This is a genomic window from Salinigranum rubrum (genome assembly GCF_002906575.1).
Taxonomy (GTDB): Archaea; Halobacteriota; Halobacteria; order Halobacteriales; family Haloferacaceae; genus Salinigranum; species Salinigranum rubrum.
This window is the reverse complement of sequence record NZ_CP026309.1, coordinates 2106728-2126499: the sequence shown is the minus strand read 5'-3', so window position 1 is coordinate 2126499 and position 19772 is coordinate 2106728. Positions and strand designations below refer to the sequence as shown.

The 19772-nt window shown below is 67.3% G+C and carries 26 protein-coding genes, 1 tRNA gene and 1 pseudogene; 14 read left to right on the top strand and 14 right to left on the bottom strand.

Features of this window, described 5'->3' with window-relative positions; genetic code table 11:
* Positions 1–50: 50 nt before the first annotated feature.
* Both C2R22_RS26950 and C2R22_RS10445 read left to right on the top strand, forming a co-directional pair.
* Entirely contained in the window at positions 51–179 is a 129-nt protein-coding gene (locus tag C2R22_RS26950; RefSeq protein WP_281259232.1) for a hypothetical protein, read from the top strand.
* A gap of 85 nt (positions 180–264) precedes the next feature.
* Positions 265–1215: a mechanosensitive ion channel family protein gene (locus tag C2R22_RS10445; protein WP_103425704.1), complete on the top strand. Its 951-nt coding sequence runs from the start codon at positions 265–267 to the stop codon at positions 1213–1215.
* Here C2R22_RS10445 and C2R22_RS10440 read toward each other — a convergent pair.
* Positions 1199–1663: a hypothetical protein gene (locus tag C2R22_RS10440; protein ID WP_103425703.1), complete on the bottom strand. Its 465-nt coding sequence runs from the start codon at positions 1661–1663 to the stop codon at positions 1199–1201. The genes C2R22_RS10445 and C2R22_RS10440 overlap by 17 nt on opposite strands.
* A 64-nt stretch (positions 1664–1727) precedes the next feature.
* Between C2R22_RS10440 and C2R22_RS10435 the strand changes: the two genes are divergently transcribed.
* The 3 genes from C2R22_RS10435 to C2R22_RS10425 all read left to right on the top strand — a co-directional run bounded on the left by C2R22_RS10435 (position 1728) and on the right by C2R22_RS10425 (position 4825).
* Positions 1728–3137 (top strand): amino acid permease, encoded by a 1410-nt coding sequence (locus C2R22_RS10435; protein WP_103425702.1) that lies wholly within the window; start codon positions 1728–1730, stop codon positions 3135–3137.
* Positions 3138–3355: 218 nt separating this feature from the next.
* On the top strand, positions 3356–4297 hold the full coding sequence (locus tag C2R22_RS10430) for a DNA-3-methyladenine glycosylase family protein (RefSeq protein WP_103425701.1): 942 nt from the start codon (positions 3356–3358) through the stop codon (positions 4295–4297).
* 66 nt (positions 4298–4363) lie between these two features.
* Positions 4364–4825 carry a DUF555 domain-containing protein gene (locus tag C2R22_RS10425; RefSeq protein WP_103425700.1) on the top strand — a complete coding sequence of 154 codons (462 nt, stop codon included), beginning with the start codon at positions 4364–4366 and terminating at the stop codon, positions 4823–4825.
* A 141-nt stretch (positions 4826–4966) separates the two neighbouring features.
* Here the strand turns inward: C2R22_RS10425 and C2R22_RS10420 are convergent, their stop codons facing one another.
* Positions 4967–5209 carry a UPF0058 family protein gene (locus tag C2R22_RS10420; RefSeq protein WP_103425699.1) on the bottom strand — a complete coding sequence of 81 codons (243 nt, stop codon included), beginning with the start codon at positions 5207–5209 and terminating at the stop codon, positions 4967–4969.
* A 170-nt stretch (positions 5210–5379) separates the two neighbouring features.
* Between C2R22_RS10420 and C2R22_RS10415 the strand changes: the two genes are divergently transcribed.
* Positions 5380–5787 carry a translation initiation factor IF-2 subunit beta gene (locus C2R22_RS10415; protein ID WP_103425698.1) on the top strand — a complete coding sequence of 136 codons (408 nt, stop codon included), beginning with the start codon at positions 5380–5382 and terminating at the stop codon, positions 5785–5787.
* A 70-nt stretch (positions 5788–5857) separates the two neighbouring features.
* Here the strand turns inward: C2R22_RS10415 and C2R22_RS10410 are convergent, their stop codons facing one another.
* From C2R22_RS10410 to trpB, 8 genes and pseudogenes are all read right to left on the bottom strand, one after another.
* Positions 5858–6037 (bottom strand): DUF7836 family putative zinc-binding protein, encoded by a 180-nt coding sequence (locus tag C2R22_RS10410; protein WP_103425697.1) that lies wholly within the window; start codon positions 6035–6037, stop codon positions 5858–5860.
* Positions 6038–6114: 77 nt separating this feature from the next.
* Positions 6115–7091: pseudogene (locus C2R22_RS10405) on the bottom strand (transcription initiation factor IIB).
* A 378-nt stretch (positions 7092–7469) separates the two neighbouring features.
* Positions 7470–8456 carry a magnesium/cobalt transporter CorA gene (gene corA / locus C2R22_RS10400; protein WP_103425696.1) on the bottom strand — a complete coding sequence of 329 codons (987 nt, stop codon included), beginning with the start codon at positions 8454–8456 and terminating at the stop codon, positions 7470–7472.
* Positions 8453–8608: a hypothetical protein gene (locus tag C2R22_RS25615; protein WP_173862795.1), complete on the bottom strand. Its 156-nt coding sequence runs from the start codon at positions 8606–8608 to the stop codon at positions 8453–8455. Before C2R22_RS25615 ends, corA begins: the two co-directional genes overlap by 4 nt.
* Before the next feature lie 71 nt (positions 8609–8679).
* On the bottom strand, positions 8680–9330 hold the full coding sequence (locus tag C2R22_RS10395) for a DUF6517 family protein (RefSeq protein ID WP_103425695.1): 651 nt from the start codon (positions 9328–9330) through the stop codon (positions 8680–8682).
* A 116-nt stretch (positions 9331–9446) separates the two neighbouring features.
* A complete protein-coding gene (locus C2R22_RS10390; protein ID WP_216824823.1) occupies positions 9447–9905 on the bottom strand; it encodes a hypothetical protein in 459 nt (152 codons plus the stop codon).
* 32 nt (positions 9906–9937) lie between these two features.
* The gene (locus tag C2R22_RS10385) at positions 9938–10405 is read right to left on the bottom strand and encodes a hypothetical protein (RefSeq protein WP_103425694.1); all 468 of its coding nucleotides are present in this window, start codon (positions 10403–10405) and stop codon (positions 9938–9940) included.
* A 293-nt stretch (positions 10406–10698) separates the two neighbouring features.
* Positions 10699–11874 (bottom strand): tryptophan synthase subunit beta, encoded by a 1176-nt coding sequence (gene trpB / locus C2R22_RS10380; protein ID WP_103425693.1) that lies wholly within the window; start codon positions 11872–11874, stop codon positions 10699–10701.
* 362 nt (positions 11875–12236) lie between these two features.
* Between trpB and C2R22_RS10375 the strand changes: the two genes are divergently transcribed.
* Positions 12237–12431, top strand: coding sequence for a cold-shock protein (locus C2R22_RS10375; protein ID WP_103425692.1), 195 nt, complete (start codon positions 12237–12239; stop codon positions 12429–12431).
* A 168-nt stretch (positions 12432–12599) separates the two neighbouring features.
* On the opposite strand, the gene C2R22_RS10370 is transcribed toward C2R22_RS10375, so the two are convergent.
* Positions 12600–13205, bottom strand: a complete 606-nt coding sequence (locus C2R22_RS10370) for a hypothetical protein (protein ID WP_103425691.1) — start codon at positions 13203–13205, stop codon at positions 12600–12602.
* 266 nt (positions 13206–13471) lie between these two features.
* On the opposite strand from C2R22_RS10370, the gene C2R22_RS10365 reads away from it, so the two are divergent.
* The 6 genes from C2R22_RS10365 to C2R22_RS10340 all read left to right on the top strand — a co-directional run bounded on the left by C2R22_RS10365 (position 13472) and on the right by C2R22_RS10340 (position 17703).
* Positions 13472–14347, top strand: a complete 876-nt coding sequence (locus C2R22_RS10365) for an NOP5/NOP56 family protein (protein WP_103425690.1) — start codon at positions 13472–13474, stop codon at positions 14345–14347.
* Positions 14344–14973, top strand: a complete 630-nt coding sequence (locus C2R22_RS10360; protein ID WP_103425689.1) for a fibrillarin-like rRNA/tRNA 2'-O-methyltransferase — start codon at positions 14344–14346, stop codon at positions 14971–14973. Before C2R22_RS10365 ends, C2R22_RS10360 begins: the two co-directional genes overlap by 4 nt.
* 68 nt (positions 14974–15041) lie before the next feature.
* Positions 15042–16115, top strand: coding sequence for a glutamate--cysteine ligase (locus C2R22_RS10355; protein WP_103425688.1), 1074 nt, complete (start codon positions 15042–15044; stop codon positions 16113–16115).
* Between the two features lie 161 nt (positions 16116–16276).
* Positions 16277–16864 (top strand): winged helix-turn-helix transcriptional regulator, encoded by a 588-nt coding sequence (locus tag C2R22_RS10350; protein ID WP_103425687.1) that lies wholly within the window; start codon positions 16277–16279, stop codon positions 16862–16864.
* A 44-nt stretch (positions 16865–16908) separates the two neighbouring features.
* A complete protein-coding gene (locus C2R22_RS10345; protein ID WP_103425686.1) occupies positions 16909–17412 on the top strand; it encodes a phosphopantetheine adenylyltransferase in 504 nt (167 codons plus the stop codon).
* Positions 17413–17475: 63 nt separating this feature from the next.
* A complete protein-coding gene (locus C2R22_RS10340; protein WP_103425685.1) occupies positions 17476–17703 on the top strand; it encodes a hypothetical protein in 228 nt (75 codons plus the stop codon).
* A gap of 19 nt (positions 17704–17722) precedes the next feature.
* Here the strand turns inward: C2R22_RS10340 and C2R22_RS10335 are convergent, their stop codons facing one another.
* Positions 17723–18031: a cyclin family protein gene (locus C2R22_RS10335; protein ID WP_103425684.1), complete on the bottom strand. Its 309-nt coding sequence runs from the start codon at positions 18029–18031 to the stop codon at positions 17723–17725.
* Positions 18032–18116: 85 nt separating this feature from the next.
* On the opposite strand from C2R22_RS10335, the gene C2R22_RS10330 reads away from it, so the two are divergent.
* Positions 18117–18200, top strand: a tRNA-Leu gene (locus C2R22_RS10330).
* A gap of 337 nt (positions 18201–18537) precedes the next feature.
* On the opposite strand, the gene C2R22_RS10325 is transcribed toward C2R22_RS10330, so the two are convergent.
* Both C2R22_RS10325 and C2R22_RS10320 read right to left on the bottom strand, forming a co-directional pair.
* Complete coding sequence (locus tag C2R22_RS10325) at positions 18538–18720, bottom strand: TFIIB-type zinc ribbon-containing protein (RefSeq protein WP_103425683.1); 183 nt, start codon at positions 18718–18720, stop codon at positions 18538–18540.
* Between the two features lie 157 nt (positions 18721–18877).
* The gene (locus C2R22_RS10320) at positions 18878–19642 is read right to left on the bottom strand and encodes a helix-turn-helix domain-containing protein (protein ID WP_162562449.1); all 765 of its coding nucleotides are present in this window, start codon (positions 19640–19642) and stop codon (positions 18878–18880) included.
* Between the last annotated feature and the right edge of the window lie 130 nt (positions 19643–19772).

Genomic DNA, 19772 nt, shown 5'->3' with positions numbered 1-19772 from the left:
TCCAATACTCGGCAACATACGTTTATATATCACGTTAATAATGATGACGTATGCACGCTGATCCAGCGCCCGACACCCACCGCATCGCCGTCCGGAGGCACCTCGAACAGGCACTCGTCGAGTCGAACGACCCCGAGACGCGGTTTCACATCCGGCAGGCGCTTCAGTTGACGGTCTGACGACCGCGGGCGGGTCCCGGCCCCCGTCGCTAGACCCGGAGCGGCGGTCGACACTGTTTTGCCGGGCCGACCCGACCTCCGCGCCGTGACGCGTCGACTGGGGTACTCCGCGCTCGTCGTCGCCGGCATCGCCGCACTCGCCGCCGGCTACATCCAGGCCACCGGACCCTTCCCCGACCCGTTCCCGACGACCGTCCTCTCGGGGAACGTGGTGCTCACGAAGGCGCTCCTCGTCGTCTCGACCGTCCTCGGCTTTTACGGCGTCTACGTCATCGTCCTCCGCGTGCTCGCCGCGCGCTTTACGAAACGCCGCGCCCACGACGTCCGCAACGTCCTCCGACTCCTCCTCGGGGGGACCGCGCTCATCTCGGTCCTCGGCGTCATCACCGAGCAGTGGGTCGGCGTCCTCCTCTCGCTCGGCGTCGTCGGGTTCGCCATCACGTTCGCGCTCCAACAGCCCCTCCTCTCGCTCTTGGGGTGGGTGTACATCATGCTGAAGCGGCCCTACGCCGTCGGGGACCGGGTGAAGATCGGCGACTCGAAGGGTGACGTCATCGAGGTCGACTTCCTCGTCACGACCCTCTGGGAGGTCAACGGCGACCTCGTCTCGACGCACCAGCCCTCCGGACGGGTCGTCACGGTGCCCAACAGCGTCGTCCTCAGTTCGCAGGTCGTCAACTACACGACGCTCGTCGACCACGTCTGGAACGAACTGTCGATTCAGGTGGCGTTCGAGACCGACCTCCGGTTCGCCCGCCAGACGATGATCGACGTCGCCGACGACTATCTCGGCGACGCGATGGCGCGCGAAATCGCCGACTACCGCGAGCGGCTCTCGGAGACCGCCGTCGAACTCGAAGTCCAGGACGGACCCACGGTGAACGTCGTCCAGACGGAGTCGTGGGTCGAACTCCGCCTCCGGTACCTGGTTCACCCCCGCGGGGCTCGAACCAGAAACGTCCTCTACGAGCGCATCCTCGAACGGTTCAACGCGGCCCCCGAGCGCGTGAAGTTCCCCGTCAGTCGGAACCGATGAGCGAGGAGAGGACCCCCCGATGGCACCGACCCCCGGGCCAGCGGTCCGTCGCGAGGACGACGTGCTCGCGTTCGACGAGCGAACTGAGCGAGGCGAGCGCCTCCCGTCCCTCGTCGCTCGTCTCGCCCGACAGCCGGCTTCGGTCGCGCGTATCGACCGCTAACTCCTCCCAGGCGGCGTTGTGCGCGCCCTCGGCGCAGAGCCCCTGCATCCGGAGGTCCCGACGGCGCCGTTCGAGCGTCTCGCGCGTCTCGGGCGAGAGCCCCAGTGCTGGATAGCTGGCGTCGACGCGGCGGTCGAACCGCCCCGGTGGCGAGTGCACGACCCCGACCCACACGGCGGCGTCTCCGGTGCGCTCGGTTCCGTCGGGGAGGGGACGCTCGCGGACCCGTCGTGCGTGAGCAGTCTCGACGGACACCACCGACTCTACGGCGGCCGAGGTTCTCACTCGTCGGCCTCCTGAACGGCCGGCGAACCGAGGCTATATCGCGTCACACCGCCTGAACATCCCAATGGCTGGTGGGAACCGACAGCTGTCGCTCCCGCACGCCCTCGGCGTCGTGGCCGGCGCGTTGCTCGGCGCGGGCGCGCTGTACATCCCCGAGCGCGTCGAGAACCTCGCCGGCCCGGCGACGCCGCTGAGCTTCCTCGTCGCGGCTGCTGGCGCGCTCGCGCTCGCGGTCGGTTACGCGACGTTCTGCTCGGGGCCGCTCGGCGACGACGGCGCGGGCGCGTACCTGCACCTCTCGCGGACGTGGCGCTCCCGGGCCGTCGGCTTCTTCTTCACGTGGCCCACGGTCGCCGCCTACGCCGCCCTACTCGCGCTCCTCGCACGGTACCTGGCCCGCCTCGCCCCCCTCGGACTCCCCGAGAACGTCGTCGCCCTCGGGACGCTCGGCGTTCTCCTCGCGCTTCACCTCGCCGGCCCGGTAGCCGTCGGTCGCGTCGGCCTCGTCCTTTCGGGGGTGTTCACGCTTTTCGTCCTCGTCCTGTCGGTCGCGGCCCTCTCGGTGGTCGTCCCAGGCAACTTCGTCCCGCTCTTTCCGACGCCCGTGCTCCGCGAGCAACCGGTGCTGTCCGTCGGTCGGGGCGCGGTCGTCGCGCTGTTCGGCTTCGTCGGGTTCGAGGCGTGCGCCGCGCTCGCCGGTTCGGTCCGGTTGCCGCGGGAGACGCTCCCCCGCGCGCTCGTCGGAGGAGTGGCGGGCGTGGGGGTGCTCGTGACGCTGCTGGCGTTCGTCACGCTCGGGGTGGTCCCGTGGGCGCGGATGATATTCGCCTCGGTCCCGTTCGTCGACGCGGCCGCCTCGGGCCTCTCCGTTCCCGCCAGCGCGCTCGTCGCTCCCGGCCTCGTCCTCGCCACGCTGGCCGCGCTCGTCGCCCTCTCGTGGGCTCCGACCCGGACGCTCGCGGGGCTTGGGGAGCTAGTGCCGCCCCTCGCTCACGCGAACCGGGGCGGCGCACCTGACGTCGCCAGCGTCGTCGTCTTCGCCCTCGCGGGCGCGCTCGTCTCCGTCGACGCCGTCTTCGTCGGCCTCTTTCTCGCCGTTCCGGGGCTGCTCGTCTGCTACGTCGCACACGGGCTGACGACGGCCGCCCTTCCCGTCGTGAACCCCGACCTTTACCGGACGTGCGAGTTCCGTCTCTCGCCGCGACTCCTGGCGCTGTGTGGGTTGAGCGGGGCCGGACTCGCGGGGCTGTTGCTCTGGCAGGCGCTCACCCTCGACCCCGCAATCGTCCTCGGGTACACCCGCGTGGGTCCGGCCGTGACGGGACCGGCGGCCGACCCGCTCGTCCGGTCACCGATGGAGAGCGCGATACCGGCGCTCGTCGGCTGGGAGACGCTCGGCGTGCTGGTGTACGTCGCCGCCCGGGACTACCGCGAGGAAGTCGGAGTCGAACTGGAGCCGCTGACGCGTTATTGAGCGGTTTCGGTACGGGGGTGCTGGGGTATCGGCTGTGATTCGAAGTGCCCGAGCGCGGAAGCCGACCGCGATGTGACGGACTCGCGACGGTCGTACGACCCACGACCGCTCCAGACTCACGACCGCTCACGTGCTCGTGCTGTACACGCGACACGCGACCCGAGACGCACGAAGGGAGACCGAAACCGACAATCCCCCGTAGTCCGTCCCTTCGTTCGATGAGCCGCGAGTCGACGACGCTGGAGTTCGAAACCGGCACCATCCCCCTCTCGGAGGTTGGCCCGTTCGACCTGCAGGCCACGCTGGAGAGCGGGCAGTCGTACCTCTGGGACCGCTCCGACGGACGGATGTACGACTCGCTGCACGCCCACGGCGGCGACGCCTGGTACGAGACGGCCGTCCCGGCCGTCGAGGGCGTCACCGAGGAGCAGTGCGTCGTCCGGGTCCGCCAGCGCGACGGGGTGTTGGAGTGGGAGTCGACCATCGACGCCGTGCCCCTCCTGACGCACCTCCTCCGCCTCGACGACGACCTCGACGCCATCCTCGACGCGACGCCCGACCTCCCGCTCTTACGGAGTGCCTACGAGCGGTACCGGGGGATGCGACTCGTGCGCGACCCGCCCTTTCCCTGTCTCGTCTCGTTCATCTGCTCGGCGCAGATGCGCGTCTCACGCATCCACGAGATGCAGCGGCGGCTGGCCCGCGAGTACGGCGACGCGGTCCAGGTGGGAGACGAGACGTACCACGCGTTCCCGACGCCGACCCAGCTCGCGGCGGCGACCGAGTCCGACCTCCGAGCACTGAAGCTCGGCTACCGCGCGCCGTACGTCCAGCGGACGGCGGCGATGGTCGCCGAGGGCGAGGCCCACCCGCGCGAGGCCCAGGGGAGAGAGTACGAGGCGGCCCGGGAGTACCTCACCCGGTTCGTCGGGGTCGGCGACAAGGTGGCCGACTGCGTGCTCCTCTTCTCGCTCGGTTACCTCGAAGCGGTCCCGCTCGACACGTGGATTCAGACCGCCATCGCCGACCACTACCCCGACTGCGACCGGGGGAGCTACCGGGAGACCTCCCGCGCCGTCCGCGAGCGGTTCGGCGGCACCTACGCCGGCTACGCACAGACGTACGTCTTCTACTACCTCCGCGCCGGCGGGGACGCGTAGACGGCCTCCTCGCCGCCGACAGGGCCCGGGAGAACCTTCTTGAAGACGGAACGACAAGTAACGGACATGGATTGCAGGGTCGTCGTCGAGGCTGCAGTTCCGGTGTACGACGTCGAGACGGAAGACGAGGCGATCCGTATCGCGATCTCGAAGACGGGGGAGATGCTGAACCCCGACCTCAACTACGTGGAGATCGAGATGGGCTCGCGGACCTCCCCGTCGGGGGAGGAACTCCTGCCCGCGTTCGTCGCGGCCGACGAGGCGCTCGTCGCACTCGAACTGGAGATGCGCGTGTTCAACGTCGAACAGGAAGAACACGCCGCTCGCATCGCCCGGAAGGAGATCGGCAAACGGCTCACCAACATCCCGCTGGAAGTCATTCTCGTCGAACCCATCCCCGAAGAGGGAGAGGAGGACGAGTCCTCGACCGACACGGACTCGTCGCGGTCGAGCGACGGCGGGCGCGCCCAGTCCGACGCGGACGACGACCTCATCCCCGAGTTCGAAGACCTCGTCGACGACGGCTGACCCGAGCGTCCGCTCCCCGCGTGCTGATCCACTGTCCCTGCCGCTCGCTTCGGCGCGCTACGCGTGCTCGCTCCGACGCGCGCCTCGCGTACCGGCGACTCTCTCGGTAGTCAGCGAGTCGCGGGGACTGCGAGAAGTAGTTCAGTCGGCCTTCGGGGCCAGGTGGTCGGTTTCCGCCTCTGCCTCCTTCATCGCCGTGGTGATCCCCTCGGCAATCTCGAAGACGGCTGCCTTGTGGTCCGTCTTCGAGCGGTGGATAGATGTCGGCCGGACCCCCATCGTCTCGTACTCGGAGAGGTCCAGTTCTTCGTCTTCCCAGGTCTCCATCTGCGTATGTACTTCTGACAGTAAGCCGTGCAGGTGGATGAGCTCCTGTTTCTTCATGAGCAAACCCACGTTACCACTGAGGGATTATATTATTATCTTGAGTCGCGTTAACATGCGCTTCGGGTGCGCTTAACATGAGTGTCATTTATCATTGAAAAAACGGGCTGACACGTCCACCGTCTCGCGGTCGTGAACGTTTTGTCCGAAGCCGCTCCAACGACCGGTGTATGGACTACGACGACGCACTCAACCGCGGGCTGGAGCGGGCCCCGGACATCGAGGAGGCTGACTCTCGGTACGAGGTGCCGGAGGCGTCCGTCCGCCCGGAGGGGAACGTCACCGTCTACCAGAACTTCCAGGCGACCGTCGACCACCTCGCCCGCGACGCCGAACACGTCCTGAAGTTCCTCCAGTCCGAACTCGGGACGGCCGCGAGAATCGACGAGGCGGGGCGCGCCCGCCTCACCGGGTCGTTCAAGCAGTCGCGCGTACAGAACGCGATGGAGTCGTACGCCGAGGGGTTCGTTCGCTGCTCGGAGTGTGGCCTCCCCGACACACGGCTGGTGACGGAGAACGGCGCGACGGTGCTCAAGTGCGACGCCTGCGGGGCGCTGTCGGCGGTCCCCGACGCGTGACACGGACTGCTGTCACTGGTTTCCGGCAGTCGCCGACGTCCGCGAGCAGCCGACAGCAGTCCGTCCGAACTTACTGCAACTGCTTCAGCGTCTTGAGGTCGTGTTCGGTCCGCATGAACTCCGCCAGCCGTCGCGTCGCGTGGCAGCCCGGACAGGAGAAGTTGTTCCGTGGACCGGGAAGTTCACTGGGTTTCGTCTCCCAGTCTTTCTTGCACTCCGGACACAACAGTCGGACGAAGGCCTCGACCATGGCTCTTCATGTCACAGTGGGGCCGAATAAAGCTTGTTGCGCGGGGGCGTTCGGAACGAGCGCGGCGGTCGAGAGCGTCAGGCCGTGAGGCCGGTGTCCTCGGCTTCGAGCAGTTCCTTGTAGCGGTTCCGGATCGTCACTTCGGAGATGTTCGCGACCTCGCTCACCTCCGACTGGGTGACCTTCTCGTTGGTCAGGAGGGCGGCCGCGTACACCGCGGCGGCCGCCAGTCCCACGGGGGACTTGCCCGAGTGGATGCCCGCCTCCTTCGCCGAGCGGAGGAGCTGTCGGGCGCGCCGTTCGGACTCGTCGGAGAGGTCGAGGTCCGAGGCGAATCGGGGGACGTACTGCTCGGGGTCCGCGGGCTGAATTTCGAGCTTGAGTTCCCGGACGATGTACCGGTACGTCCGGGTGAGCTCCATCTTGTCGACCCGGGAGACCGCGGCGATTTCGTCGAGCGAGCGGGGCGTGCCGGCCTGGCGGGCGGCGGCGTACAGTGCGCTGGTGGCGACGCCTTCGATGGACCGTCCAGGAAGGAGGTCGTCCTGGAGCGCGCGGCGGTAGATGACCGACGCGGTCTCGCGGACGGTCTCCGGGAGGCCCAGCGCCGAGGCCATGCGGTCGATTTCGCCGAGCGCCTGCTTGAGGTTTCGCTCCTTCGAGTCGCGGGTGCGGAAGCGCTCGTTCCAGGTGCGGAGACGCTGCATCTGCTCGCGCTGGCGCGACGAGAGCGAGTTGCCGTACGCGTCCTTGTTCTGCCAGCCGATGTTCGTCGACAGCCCTTTGTCGTGCATCATGTTCGTCGTGGGTGCGCCGACGCGGGACTTCTGGTCCTTCTCGCTGGCGTTGAACGCGCGCCACTCGGGCCGTGGTCGATGTTGGTGTCCTCGACGACGAGTCCGCACTCGGAACAGACGGTCTCGCCGTCGTCCGAGCGGAGGGCGCCCTCACACTCGGGGCAGACTCGTTCCTGTTCGTGTTCTTCGCCGTCGGTGCTGGTCCGGAGGTCCGTCTCGTGTTCGTTGCTGAACGTTCGGAGTTTGGTGTCGCTCATCATGTGGGTGGGTGGTGAGACGTGCGCGGCTGAGAGAGAGCGAGAAGACCGAGAACCCGACGCCGTCTCCTTACCATCAGTAAGTGCGAAACATATATAAATCTTTCGTGGCTGTGCAGCCGCGTAACCGACGTACTGCGGCGTGTCGAATGGGGTGCGCTCTCGTTTCACGGGATGGCGGGCCGAAGCGGAAGCGCAATATAGCTGTTTCGCCGCGTGGGGAACCCGGCTCAGGGGGGTCGGTGCGGTGCTGACAGCGTCGGGCTCGGGGGTCCCACTGCGCTTCCGAATGAGCGTTCGCTGTACCTCGGTAAGAGGATTTGCCGAACTTTCACCCAAATCTCTCCGAATTCGCCGACCGTCGCCCGTCAGAACGCCTCAGAGCCACCGCTGCTGTCGGAAGTACGCCACGAGAATCGCCGTGACCGACGCCATCCCGAACATCACCGCGGGGTAACCGAACCGCCAGCCGAGTTCGGGCATGTTGTACGGTCCGCCGGAGAAGTTCATACCGTAGATTCCGACGATGAACGTGAGTGGCAGGAGAATCGTCGCGACGACGGTCAGCGTCTTCATCACCTCGTTGGTCGACTGCGACAGCGAGTTGAGGTAGATGTCCCGCGCGCCGCGAGCGAGGTCGCGGTACGTCTCCGTCAGGTCGACGAGTTGGACGAGGTGGTCGTACACGTCGCGGTAGTACTTCTCGGTCGACGGCTGGACGTAGTCGGGGTCCCCACGCGCGAGAATCGCCGCCGCCTCCCTGGTCGGCCACAGCACCTTCCGCACCGAGAGGAGGTCGCGCCGGACGTCGTTCAGCGCGACGAGCACCTCCTCGCTCGGCCCCGCGAGGACGCCGTCTTCGATCTCTTCGATGAGGTCTTCGGTCTCGTCGAGGACGACGAAGTACTCGTCGACGATGCGGTCGATGACGCGGTAGGCGGCGAAGTCCGGGCCGAGCCGGAGCGTCCGTACGTCCCCGCGCTGGATGGACCGCCAGACGCTCTCGACGGCGTCGGTGCCGACGGTCGACATGGTCACGAGCCAGTCCCGACCGATGAAGAGGCCGATCTGTTGGGTCCGCAGTTCCTCGCGGAACGTCGTCTCGCCCGTCCGGAGCGAGGCGGTTTTCACGAGGACGAACGTGTGTGAGGAGAACTCCTCGGTCTTCGGCCGGATGTCTCGCTGGATGTCCTCCACTGAGAGGTGGTGGATGCCGAACACGGAGGCGACGCGGTCGAGTTCTCCCGGAGTGGCGTCCCACGCGCGGACCCACGTCGTCCCGTCGGCGTCGCGGGCCCGTTCGAGGTCGGCGCCGTCGTAGGTGTCGACCCCCGCCTCGGTGTAGACGACCGCACCGACCGTCATCGCGCAACCCCCCCGATGGAGAGGAACGTGAGGCCGACCATGACGCCCGTCACGCTGAACCCTCGTCCGGGGTACGGCGCGAACACGCCGACGACGTAGCCGACGACCCCCGCGACGGTGAGGGCGACGCCGACCGCCTGCAGGCTGTTCATGCCTGCTACCTCCGAGGGGCCACTAAAAAGCGTTGTCCGGGGTGTCCTGCCTCGACAGCGTCGTCAGGTGCTCACTCCCCCGACGCGGGGTGTTCGATCGCCCGGTACAGCGAGAGGACCTCCGACTCCTGGTCGAGTCGCTGGGGGTAGACGCCGATGCCGACGAGGAAGTCGTCCTCGTGGCGGACCTTCGTCACGTGGACGAACACGTCGATCTGCTGACCCTGAACCGTCGTCGTCGCCGAATATTTCGTCACCGTCGTCTGACTCCCGAGCACCGTGACCTGCCGTGAACCCACCTGCTCGACGTTCGAAAGCGACCCGAACCGGTTCGTCACCAACTGGACGAGCCGGTCGTTCGAGTAGTCCGCGACGGGGTTGAACGTCTGTCCGGCTATCTCGACGGCGGGGCTCGACACGATGCTGAACACGCCCAGCCGGGCCGACCCGAGGAGGGGAATCTCGAGGGTCTTCTCGTACGTCGTCACCTTGTTGACGACCCGAACCGTCTCCGAGACGCCATCGGGCCCGATTTCCCGGGTCACGACGCTGTCGCGCGTCCCGTTCTTCTCGAACCCGGTCTCAGAGGCGGCCGCGTCGTCGACGTCGGCGGGGTCGGCCTCGAACGTCGTCGCGTCCCCCGAGAGGACGCCGAGACAGCCGCTCGTCGCGAGGAGGAGGGCCAGTGCGACCGCGAGCGCCCGTCGTCGTACTCGTGGCATCGTCCGTTTTCGGCCGACCGGCCGGAAAAGACCGTCGGCTGCGGTTCCGTTCGGTGTAACCCGTCGCTGTCGGGGCCGCGTGAACGACGTGGGAGGGGGCACCGAGACGAGCGTCGTCACGACACGCCGACGTCGCGCTGGTCGTCGCCGTCGTCCGTTCGACTCTCGCTCGTTTCGTTCGCGTCGTCGAGTCCCTGGGCGCGCTTGCGGCGCTCGTTCTCCCGGCCGACGATGCGGCCGCTGTACAGGTAGTACGCCGGGGCGACGAGCGGGAAGACGACCGTCGCGGCGAACCAGAGGTGTCGGGAGAACCCCCAGTCGACCCCCTGCCTCCGGATGGACTTGATGTCCAGTCGGACCAGCCACGCGAGCGCCAGATGCGAGACGAGAAGCACCCAGGGGATGGTCGCGCCGGCCTGACTGAACAGCGACAGCACGAACAGGATGGCCAGTCCGACCCCCCAGACGACGACGATGACCGGCCGGTAGCGGGGGTTGACCCTCGGCTGTCGCTGTTGCCGCTTCTCCTCCGTGCGGCCGCGACTGTACTCGTCCCCGGTCGTGTTCGCGCTCACAGCCGTACCGAGATGCCCCCGCGAGAAAAGCCCTACTCACTCCGGCGGCCGAGGTACTTCACCTCGACCGTGTGGCGCTCCGAGTCGACGTCGAGTTCGAGTCGGTCGACGAGACCCTCCCGGACCGACTCGCGCCACGCGTCGACGGCCGAGCGGTGGAACTCGCGGTGTCGCTCGACGGAGTACTCCCCGCGCCGGCGGAGTTCGTCCTCCGTGTCGTCGACCGACGGAATCGGGGCGACCCCGGGGCCGACGAACGCTCCGGGGTGGATGTGCAGCGGCGCGGTGCCCCCGTCGTACCGTCCCTCGCCATCGACGACGTGCAGACGGGCGCGCATCCGCCCCGCGAACGGCGGTGTCACGCGGAGAACGGCCGGCCTGTCGGCGCGCTGGTGGGCTTCGAGCGCCGTCACCACGTCGTCGACGGTCACCGCGAGGCTCCGGATGGTCGTCGGGTCGTCACTCCCCCGTTCGCGTCGCCTGTCGAAGCCCGTGGTCATCACTCGACACTCACGGGCTCTGCCTCAAGGAAACTGTCGGTCGTGCGGTTCCGTCCCGGCGTGGAGACTCAGACCCCTTCGTCCCGTGCGGCCGGTGTTACTCCCTGCTCTCCGTACGCTTTCGGGCGGAGTTTGCCGCCGCACTCCGGGCAGAAAGCCCGGTACGAAGCCGACGTCACGGGAGTCTCACAGTCTCGGCACACGTAGGACGGCCGTTCTGACATCACTCGCCCGTAGGACCGATTCCCTGTTAAATGTTATCATGGGTACGGTACCCTATTCCGGATTCGCGTTCACGCGCCGAGGTCGAACAGTTCCGCCGCCTGCTCCATGTCCTTGTCACCCCGACCCGAGAGGTTGACGACGATGGTGTCGTGTTCCTCGGCGAGTTCCTTCGCGAGGGCGACTGCGTGGCTCGTCTCCAGCGCCGGGATGATGCCCTCCGTCTCCGAGAGCGTCCGGAAGGCGTCGAGCGCCTGGTCGTCCGTGACGCCGTGGTACTCACACCGGCCCACGGCGCGGAACATCGCGTGTTCGGGGCCGACGCCGGGGTAATCGAGACCAGCAGAGACCGAGTGGACCTCGACGTCGTCGTCGATGACCCGCGTCTGCATCCCGTGGATGACTCCCTCCTTTCCTTTCGCGAGCGGCGCCGCGTGTTTCTTCGAGTCGGACCCCTCGCCGCCGCCTTCGGCACCGTAGAAGGCGACGTCGTCGTCGCGGAACGCGTGGAAGAGTCCGATGGCGTTCGACCCGCCGCCGACGCAAGCGACACAGGCGTCCGGTAGCCCGCCCGTCTCCTCGATGACCTGCTCGCGTGCCTCCCGCCCGATGACCGACTGGAACTCCCTGACCATCCGCGGGAACGGGTCCGGGCCGACGGCGGAGCCGACGAGGTAGTGGGTGTCCTCCATGTTGTGCGCGAAGTCCTCCAAGGCGGCGTCGACGGCGTCGGCGAGGCCGGCGCCGCCCCTGGTGACTTCGTTCACCTCCGCGCCCATCAGTCGCATGCGGAAGACGTTCATCTTCTGCCGCTCGACGTCCTTCTTCCCCATGTATATCTCCGTGTCCATGTCGAACAGCGCGCCGACCATCGCCGTCGCCGTGCCGTGCTGACCCGCGCCGGTCTCGGCGATGAGCCTCGATTTGCCGGCCTTCGACGCCAAGAGCGCCTGCCCGACGGCGTTGTTGATCTTGTGCGCCCCGCCGTGGAGGAGGTCCTCCCGCTTGAGGTAGATGTCCGCGCCGTACGCTTCCGAAAGGTTCGCGGCGTGGTAGAGCGGAGTGGGCCGCCCCGCGTACGGTTCGAGGATGTCCCGGAACTCGGCGTGGAACTCCGGGGTCTGGACGATGTTCTCGAACGCCTCCGCCAGTTGCGCGAGCGGTTCTTCCATCATCTCGGGGACGTGTCGCCCGCCGAACTCGCCGAACTGTCCGTCGTCACCGGTGTCGAGGTTCTCGTGAGACATGCCCGTTCGTGTCTCGGTGTCGCACATATAGCTACCGCTCAGGCGGGTGAGGTGTCGCACGTATAGCTACCGCTCGGGCGGGTGAGTCGACCGTCGCGTCGGCAGTCGATCCGAGCGGTCGCGTCTGGCCGCCGCCACCCCGTGACAACTGAACACGCACCTCACGATATGGCACGAAACTGACCGTTCCACCGAAACGTCGCGTCGTGGGGTCAGAAACGAACGCGATACCGTCGTGACCTCATAGTAACGAACATTCGAGCATCTAAAAAAACGTTTTACGAAACAAAGTTTCGAAGTTCAGCTTATTTCTGAACGAATACACAAGACTTATCGGTCTGTCGGGTCATCGTTTAGTTGCAATGGCGAAAGGAAACGTTGATTTCTTCAACGACACTGGCGGCTACGGTTTCATCTCGACGGACGATGCGGACGACGACGTGTTCTTCCACATGGAGGACGTCGGCGGCCCGGACCTCGAAGAGGGACAGGAGGTCGAGTTCTCCATTCAGAGCTCGCCCAAGGGTCCCCGCGCTGCGAACCTCACGCGCCTGTAAGGTCGTCTCCGACGACTCGATTCGACTCTCGACTACTCGTGAGGGGCGCGGTGCCCACTGACGAGCGGACGCCCGTTTGTCCGGCATTTCCCGGCAGACGTCGTTTTTACTCACCCGCGAGCGGCCGCTGTCGGTGGTCCGTCCGTCGTCACCCGGTCGGTGTCCGTCTCAACCGCGAACGGTGTCCGTTGGCCCGGACCACGCGCGGGCACAGAAGACGACCCACGCGAGCGCGTAGAGAACGAGCGGACCGTTCCACGGCGTGTCGACTCGACCGAACGCGAACCACGTCACCGCGACCGAGAGCGCGAGCCCGACCGGGAGCGCGGCGACGAAGAGCCACGCGCTGAGCCGAGTGCTCGAGACGTCGTCGCTGCGGAGCATCGCGACGCCGAGGGCGAACGCGCCGAGCATCGCGACGAGCCAGGCGGGCACGAACACGAGTCCCGCCATCTCGGAGCCGAGCGCGAACAGCGCCATCGTCACGGCCGTGGCGACCCAACCGGCGGTCGTGAGCCAGAACCCGGCCGTCGCGAGCCGACCGAACCAGTGGCGCTCGTGCAGGTAGAACACGGGGAGCGCGGCCACCAGGAGGACCATCGCGACCGCACCGAGTGGGTTTGCGACCTCGAACTGCGCGTCCGTCAGCCCGGTGTGGATCACGAGCCCGAGGACCGCGAGGAGGACACCCCCGAGGAGACCGTTGGCTGTCCCGAACCGTATCCAGCGCGCCTGACCGCCGTGTCTCGTCTCTTGCGTTTCGTACTGTATCATCTCTCACTCTCCTCTCGTCGCAGTCGACGGTTCGACCCGCCCGAGAATCGCACCTGTAGTGGTGTTGTCAGATATTAAATACCGCTGGAACGCGCGATAGCACTGCTGCTGTTCCCAGCGCCGGGCACTCATCGGAGAGGCGAAACGGCCGTCGTCGTCGGGACGCCCGAGTCGACTGTTCCGGCGTCTGACAGCACACGCGAGAGCAGTGCGGTTGGGAACCCCCGTACCGGGAGGAATAAACAGCCTCGGTGACAGCGAGTGGTATGAACGACGGAACCGCTCCAGGGAGTCGGGGCTGGTTCGCGGATGTCGAACGTGAGGACCGCGACGGGGCCGCCGCCTCTATCGCCGACGGCGAGGCCGACACACCCCGCGACTGGCCGATGCTCGCGGTCGACGAGGGTGCTGTCGCCTCGACCGAGGCGTACTACGAGTGGCTCCACGAGGCGACCGTCCACGCCACGAAGGGGGCGGTCAACGCCCGCGAACGCGCCGACGATCAGCAACTGAAACACGCCGTCCGCGCCATGGACGACGCCGCGCGGACGGCGAACGAACTCGCCGAGCGCGTCGGGGAGTGGGCCGGTGCGCTCTTCGACGACGTCGGCTCGGGTATCGACGCCGCCCGTGCGGTCGCCGCCCGCGACCCGTCGGACCCCACCGAAGAACGTGTCGTGGCGCTGGCCTCGCAGGTCGTGGCGCTGGCTGACGAACGCGACGAGTTGCGGGCGTACCTCGAATCTCACGCCCCGACGGTGGTGCCGAACCTCGCCGAGATGGCCGGTCCGGTCCTGGCTTCCCGCTTGGTCGCGCTCGCGGGGGGGCTCGAACCGCTGGCGAAGATGCCCGCCGGGACGGTCCAGGTTCTCGGCGCGGAGGACGCGCTGTTCGCCCACCTGCGCGGGCACGCCCCCTCGCCCAAACACGGCGTCATCTTCACTCACGAGTTCGTCCGTGGCACCCGCCGCGAGGACAGGGGGTCGGCCGCCCGCGCGTTCGCAGCGAAACTCGCGCTGGCCGCCCGCGCGGACCACTACGCCGGCGAACGCCGCGAGCGACTGCACGCCGACCTCGCCGCGCGGATGGAGCGTATCCGAAGCCGCGCCGAGGGGGGGAGCGAAGGAGGTGACGAGGCGTGAGCCTCCCCGAGGGCGTCGAGCGCCGTACCGTCGACGGTCGGGAGCGGCTGGTCACGCGGGGCGACCCGGTGTACGGCGAACCGTCCGTCGATGGGTGGCGCGTCTGGGACGCCGGCCGGTCGAAGCTCGGGGCGATGCTCGAACTCGGGGTGGAGACGGGTATCGAGGGCGGAGACGCGGTCCTCTATCTCGGGGCGGCCTCGGGAACCACGGTGAGTCACGTCGCCGACGTCTGCGGGCCGACGTACGCCGTCGAGTTCGCCCCGCGACCGACCCGCGACCTCCTCGACGTGGCCGAGGACCGAGAGAACCTCTTCCCGCTGCTGAAGGACGCTCGTCGCCCGGAGACGTACGCCCACGTCGTCGAGTCGGGGCTCGACCTGCTCGTCCAGGACGTCGCGACCCGGGGACAGGCCGACGTCGCCCTCCGGAACCGACGGTTCCTCGCCGCCGACGGCCGGTTGCTCCTCGCGGTGAAGGCCCGGAGCGAGGACGTCACGGCCGCGCCGGAGGACGTCTTCGCGCGCGTCCGCGAGACGCTCTCGGAGGGGTACGACCTGCTGGAGACGCGGCGACTCGACCGGTACCACGCGGACCACCTCGCGGTCGTCGCCCGGCCCCGGTAGCGGCTGCCGTTCGCGGGGCCAGGGCCGGTCCACGGTTTATTTAACAGCCCGGAGCCAAGGCCGCGTCGATGGATATCGGCTCGTCGGAGGCGTTCTCACAGCTCGGGACGCTCGGCGTCGAGGAGGAGTTCTACATCGTCGACGAGGCCGGACGGCCGACATCGGGTATCGGTGACCTGGTGTACGGCGACTCGCCCCCGGAACTGCTCGAAGACCGCCTCGACCACGAACTGTTCAAGTTCACCATCGAGACGCAGACGCCGCTCATCGAGTCCGTCGGCGACGTCGACGAGACGGTGCGTGCGGTCCGCGAGGCGCTCTCCGAGCACGCCGAAACCCACGGCTACCGCATCGCGGCCGCGGGCCTCCACCCGGCCGCGAAGTGGCGCGAACTCGACCACGCCGAGAAGCCACGCTACCGCGCCCAGCTCGACCGGATTCAGTACCCCCAACACCGGAACACGACGGCCGGCCTGCACGTCCACGTCGGCGTCGACGACGCCGACAAGGCGACCTGGGTGGCGAACGAACTCCGGTGGTACCTTCCCCCACTCCTGGCGCTGTCGGCGAACTCGCCGTACTGGAACGGGTTCGACACCGGACTGTCCTCGGCCCGGGCGAAGGTCTTCGAGGGACTCCCCAACACGGGGATGCCGACCGCGTTCGACTCCTTCGACGACTACCTCCGGTTCGAGCGGCGGATGGTCGAGACCGGCTCGATCAACGACCGCGGAGAGCTGTGGTACGACGTCCGTCCCCACACCGGACACGGCACCGTCGAGGTGCGGACGCCCGACGCACAGACCGACCCCGCCCGGGTGACGGCGTTCACCGAGTACGTCCACGCGCTCGTGCTCGACCTCGCCGAACGGTACGAGGACGGCGAGTCGCGAACCCGGGTTCGGAGAGAACTCCTCGACGAGAACAAGTGGCGCGCGATGCGGCACGGTCGGGAGGCGTCGTTCGTCGCGCCCGACGGGGAGGACGTCGTCGGCCTCGGGACCCACGTCGACGCCGAGTGCGACCGACTCGACGTCACGGGACTGCGCGAGGTGCTCGACGCCGAATCCGGGGCGGCCCGTCAGCGTCGACTTCACGACGAGGAGGGCATGGACGCGCTCTGCCGGTCACTGTTCGTCTGATGCGGTCCGTTGCCCTGTAAGACCACCACTCCGGGAGCGACGACAGGTGCGAGCGACCGACGACAGGCCTCGTGAGCGCGTTCTCTCGCCGCAAGAGAAAATGATTAATAATTAACAAAAACTATTTGGGTCCGTGGTTTTGACCTTTTGACGGAAACACGATGGCGCCAGAGGACACCGACCCGACCGACGGAACGGACGACACGCACGACGAAGGGTCCGTGGCCGAGGACGGGCCCGAGGGGGAAGACGACTTTGACGACCTGATCGACGAGGAGGGGGACCCGTCACCGACCGCGAAGGCGAAGGCGGCACGGGAGCGGCTCGAGGCGGAGGCCGACCGCGCAGTCGAGGGGTTCGACGAGAACGTCGTCGACCTGCTGGCGTGGCTGCTCGACACCGAGACGCGCGCTCGCATCTACGTCTACCTCCGCCAGCACCCGGGGTCGACGAGCGAGGAGGTCGCCGACGGCACCGGTCTCTACCCGAGCACGGTTCGGGAAGCGCTCGCGGAACTCCACGAGGAGGAGAAGGTAACGCGGGACAAGCGCGAGAGCGCCGGGGCGGGCAACAACCCCTACGAGTACGAGGCCATCGCGCCCTCGGACCTCGTCAACGGCGTCGTCGACCAGGTCCAGCGACAGCTCAACACGGTGTTCAACCTCGACCGACGCCTCGGCGGTGCGGACGCGGCCGGCGACGAGTCGCCCGTCACCATCACCGTCGAGGACGAGCGCCGGACCGAGTGAGGAAAGCAGTCGATTTTAAGAGTCGGCGCCACTACGCCCGGTGTATGCACGTCGCGCTGGGCGGGACGTTCGACCCGGTCCACGACGGGCACCGTGCCCTCTTCGAGCGGGCGTTCGAGATCGGGGACGTCACCGTCGGCCTCACGAGCGACGACCTCGCCCCGAAGACGCGGAACGTCGACAGACACGTCCGTTCGTTCGAGGAGCGAAAGCGCGACCTCGAAGCGGAACTCGCCCCCTTAGCCGAACGGTACGACCGCGAGTTCACGGTTCGACGGCTCGACGAGCCGACCGGCATCGCGACCGAACCCGGTTTCGACGCGCTCGTGGTCTCTCCGGAGACGGAGGCGGGAGCCGAGGCGGTGAACGAAATCAGACGTGAACGCGGGCTCGACCCGCTCGAAGTCAGCGTCGTCGACCACGTCCCGGCCGACGACGGCGAGCGCATCTCCTCGACGCGCATCGTCCGCGGCGAAATCGACGAACACGGGAACCTCACGCCCGACCGCGACGGGCGCCCGCCCGCACGCGACCCGACGAACCGCTGACCGAACCCGCCGACCGGTCGAGTGGGCGAAACCTTCTCACACGTCGTTGGTGTATCACTCTCCATGCGCCCGAAGACGCTGGCCATCGCCGGGAGCCTCCTCGTCGGCCTCGCTACCTTCGCGTTCGTCGGCTTCGGCGTCACGCATCTCATCGCTCGGCGGGCCGCCATCGGCGCGACGACCGAGGCCTCCCCGCTCATCGGCGCGCCCGCCGGCGTCACGGCCGCCATCGTCAGCGGGCTCGTGACGTACTACGTGTTGTGGCGGCACTTCGGCGTCCGGACGGCCTGATCCGCGACCGACTCGCGGCTCACCACTCCGGCGGCTGAAACCCCGCGTCGCGGAGGAGGTCCTTCCAGCGGGTCTGGATCGAGAGGCGCGAAACCTCCATCGTCTCGGCGACGCGCGACTGGGAGCGTTCCTCGCCGACGATGAGACTCCCGGCGTAGAGGCTCGCCGCCGCGACGGCCGGCTTCGACCGCTCGGCGCTCGGAACGTGCGATAAGAAGAGGTCGACCGCGACCGACCGGGCGTCGGAACCGAGTTCGAGGCTGTCGGCGGCGCGGTCGATGCGAGCCAGCCACTCCTCGTTTTCGACCCTGTCGCTGGCCCGGTACATACTCGGGAGTCGGTGGGCGTGGATAAAAACCGTTTGTCGGGGCGAAGCGATGGGTTGAATTTTCGGGGGATGAAGCGTGAAACGCGCGTGGGTAGCCAAGCCAGGAAACGGCGCAGCGCTTAGGACGCTGTCTCATAGGAGTCCGCCGGTTCAAATCCGGTCCCACGCACTTCTCCGCTCGAACGAACGTGAGAGCGGGAAGTGCAGACGGCCGGTTTGAACCCCGCAAGCCGCGCGCAGCGAACGAAGTGAGCGAGCACGTCTTGCCCCGGTTCAAATCCGGTCCCACGCATTTTCTGTCCGAGCGACAGCGAGGACGAAAATCGTGACGAGTGGATTTGAATCAGAAGAGTCACAACCCGGGAAACGAGCGCAGCGAGCGACCCGGAACGTCTCGGCGAGGTTCAAATCCGGTCCCCCTGTCGATTTAAAGAGCGGCAAGGATCAACACAATCTGGAAACTCGTATTACACGAACAACCGGTTAGAGAAAGGATACGGACGTGTTCAGCGCACCGCCGCGTATCCGGCCGACGCCTCGACGACCTGCCCGGTCTGCGTGTTCTCGAACACGGTGCTGTGACACTCGGGGCAGCGGTCGAAGAGAACGGTCACGGACCCGCCGCGTTCGACGGCTCTGATGGGTTGTCCACAGCCGTGACAGCGGAGTACCACGGATACGGGAATCATCGGCCTACCCGTGACCGCGACGTTCGAGAGGCGACGCCTTGCGCTCGTGACTGACTGGTGGTGCAGTGCCGGGGAGAGGGCCAGTTCGTGTTTCGGCGCATGGAACAGATGTGGTCGTGGAGCTGACAAGTCTGTTGACCCCCATCAGTTGACCCCTTTACATGTCTCGGTGGTCGTCCTCCCCGTCGATACCGACACCGGTCGGTCCGCCGATGTTCAGGGAGTTGCTGATGAGATTCACCTGTCCCCGCCGGAGTCGTTCGGAGACGGACTTGGCGGTGATGCCGAGGGACTCGGCGACCTCGGTCTGCGTGGCCTCTCGGGGGATGTCGAAGTGACCCATCTCCAGCGCACGGACGAGCGCCTCCCGCTGTTTCTCCGTGACGTTGTACTGCCCGAGCTTCGGCTGCGTGAGGTCGTAGAGCCTGAGTATCTGGACGTCGATGCCGTTCGACTGGTAGAACGATCGGAAGTCACTGAGCGCCGAACGGTCCGGAAATCGGAACTTTATCGTCCACTCCCCATCCGTGGCCGACGCTTCGAGGACGGCCATGCTCTCGTGTGAGTCGGCCAGCCAGTCGAGAAACCGTCCTCGGCCCTCGTTCCATCTGAGGCGGTAGAGAGCGCCCTCGGAGAACGTCGCGATCTTCCAGACGCGGTCGACTGCGGGCTCCGAGACGAGGACCTCGCGGAACCTCTCGTCGCATCCGTCATCGGTCCAGAGGTAGGGGAGCGGCGAGTGGTTCGTCGGGACGAGTCGCTCCGCCTCGACGACGACGTCCGGGAACGCCTCGAGGACGCCCTCGAACGCGACGTCCGACGCGGGGATAGTGCATTCGAGGACGACGGCCGTGTCGCCTCGGTCGCGCTGTTCCTCGCTCGACTGGGGGTCCGTCCGCTCAGTGTCGTCTGGTACACTCATGTCTGTGTGTGGAATAGGGGACTCTGTGATGTGCCCCGCGTGACGACCACGCGAAGAGAACAGAGCGTCGCACGCCAGACCGGTAACCCGGCTCTCTCGGCGAGACACGGACACACAGTGCGTATGTCGT

Bases quoted from the DNA above. Each gene is read 5' to 3' on its own strand.
- C2R22_RS10385 (WP_103425694.1), bottom strand. From the start codon at position 10,405: ATGACCACGGGCTTCGACAGGCGACGCGAACGGGGGAGTGACGACCCG.
- C2R22_RS25615 (WP_173862795.1), bottom strand. From the start codon at position 8,608: ATGAACAGCCTGCAGGCGGTCGGCGTCGCCCTCACCGTCGCGGGGGTC.
- C2R22_RS10430 (WP_103425701.1), top strand. From the start codon at position 3,356: ATGAGCCGCGAGTCGACGACGCTGGAGTTCGAAACCGGCACCATCCCC.
- C2R22_RS10340 (WP_103425685.1), top strand. From the start codon at position 17,476: ATGCGCCCGAAGACGCTGGCCATCGCCGGGAGCCTCCTCGTCGGCCTC.
- C2R22_RS10335 (WP_103425684.1), bottom strand. From the start codon at position 18,031: ATGTACCGGGCCAGCGACAGGGTCGAAAACGAGGAGTGGCTGGCTCGC.
- C2R22_RS10395 (WP_103425695.1), bottom strand. From the start codon at position 9,330: ATGCCACGAGTACGACGACGGGCGCTCGCGGTCGCACTGGCCCTCCTC.
- C2R22_RS26950 (WP_281259232.1), top strand. From the start codon at position 51: ATGCACGCTGATCCAGCGCCCGACACCCACCGCATCGCCGTCCGGAGG.
- C2R22_RS10365 (WP_103425690.1), top strand. From the start codon at position 13,472: ATGAACGACGGAACCGCTCCAGGGAGTCGGGGCTGGTTCGCGGATGTC.
- C2R22_RS10420 (WP_103425699.1), bottom strand. From the start codon at position 5,209: ATGAAGAAACAGGAGCTCATCCACCTGCACGGCTTACTGTCAGAAGTA.
- C2R22_RS10320 (WP_162562449.1), bottom strand. From the start codon at position 19,642: ATGAGTGTACCAGACGACACTGAGCGGACGGACCCCCAGTCGAGCGAG.
- C2R22_RS10415 (WP_103425698.1), top strand. From the start codon at position 5,380: ATGGACTACGACGACGCACTCAACCGCGGGCTGGAGCGGGCCCCGGAC.
- C2R22_RS10435 (WP_103425702.1), top strand. From the start codon at position 1,728: ATGGCTGGTGGGAACCGACAGCTGTCGCTCCCGCACGCCCTCGGCGTC.
- trpB (WP_103425693.1), bottom strand. From the start codon at position 11,874: ATGTCTCACGAGAACCTCGACACCGGTGACGACGGACAGTTCGGCGAG.
- C2R22_RS10355 (WP_103425688.1), top strand. From the start codon at position 15,042: ATGGATATCGGCTCGTCGGAGGCGTTCTCACAGCTCGGGACGCTCGGC.
- C2R22_RS10345 (WP_103425686.1), top strand. From the start codon at position 16,909: ATGCACGTCGCGCTGGGCGGGACGTTCGACCCGGTCCACGACGGGCAC.
- C2R22_RS10425 (WP_103425700.1), top strand. From the start codon at position 4,364: ATGGATTGCAGGGTCGTCGTCGAGGCTGCAGTTCCGGTGTACGACGTC.
- C2R22_RS10375 (WP_103425692.1), top strand. From the start codon at position 12,237: ATGGCGAAAGGAAACGTTGATTTCTTCAACGACACTGGCGGCTACGGT.
- corA (WP_103425696.1), bottom strand. From the start codon at position 8,456: ATGACGGTCGGTGCGGTCGTCTACACCGAGGCGGGGGTCGACACCTAC.
- C2R22_RS10370 (WP_103425691.1), bottom strand. From the start codon at position 13,205: ATGATACAGTACGAAACGCAAGAGACGAGACACGGCGGTCAGGCGCGC.
- C2R22_RS10350 (WP_103425687.1), top strand. From the start codon at position 16,277: ATGGCGCCAGAGGACACCGACCCGACCGACGGAACGGACGACACGCAC.
- C2R22_RS10410 (WP_103425697.1), bottom strand. From the start codon at position 6,037: ATGGTCGAGGCCTTCGTCCGACTGTTGTGTCCGGAGTGCAAGAAAGAC.
- C2R22_RS10325 (WP_103425683.1), bottom strand. From the start codon at position 18,720: ATGATTCCCGTATCCGTGGTACTCCGCTGTCACGGCTGTGGACAACCC.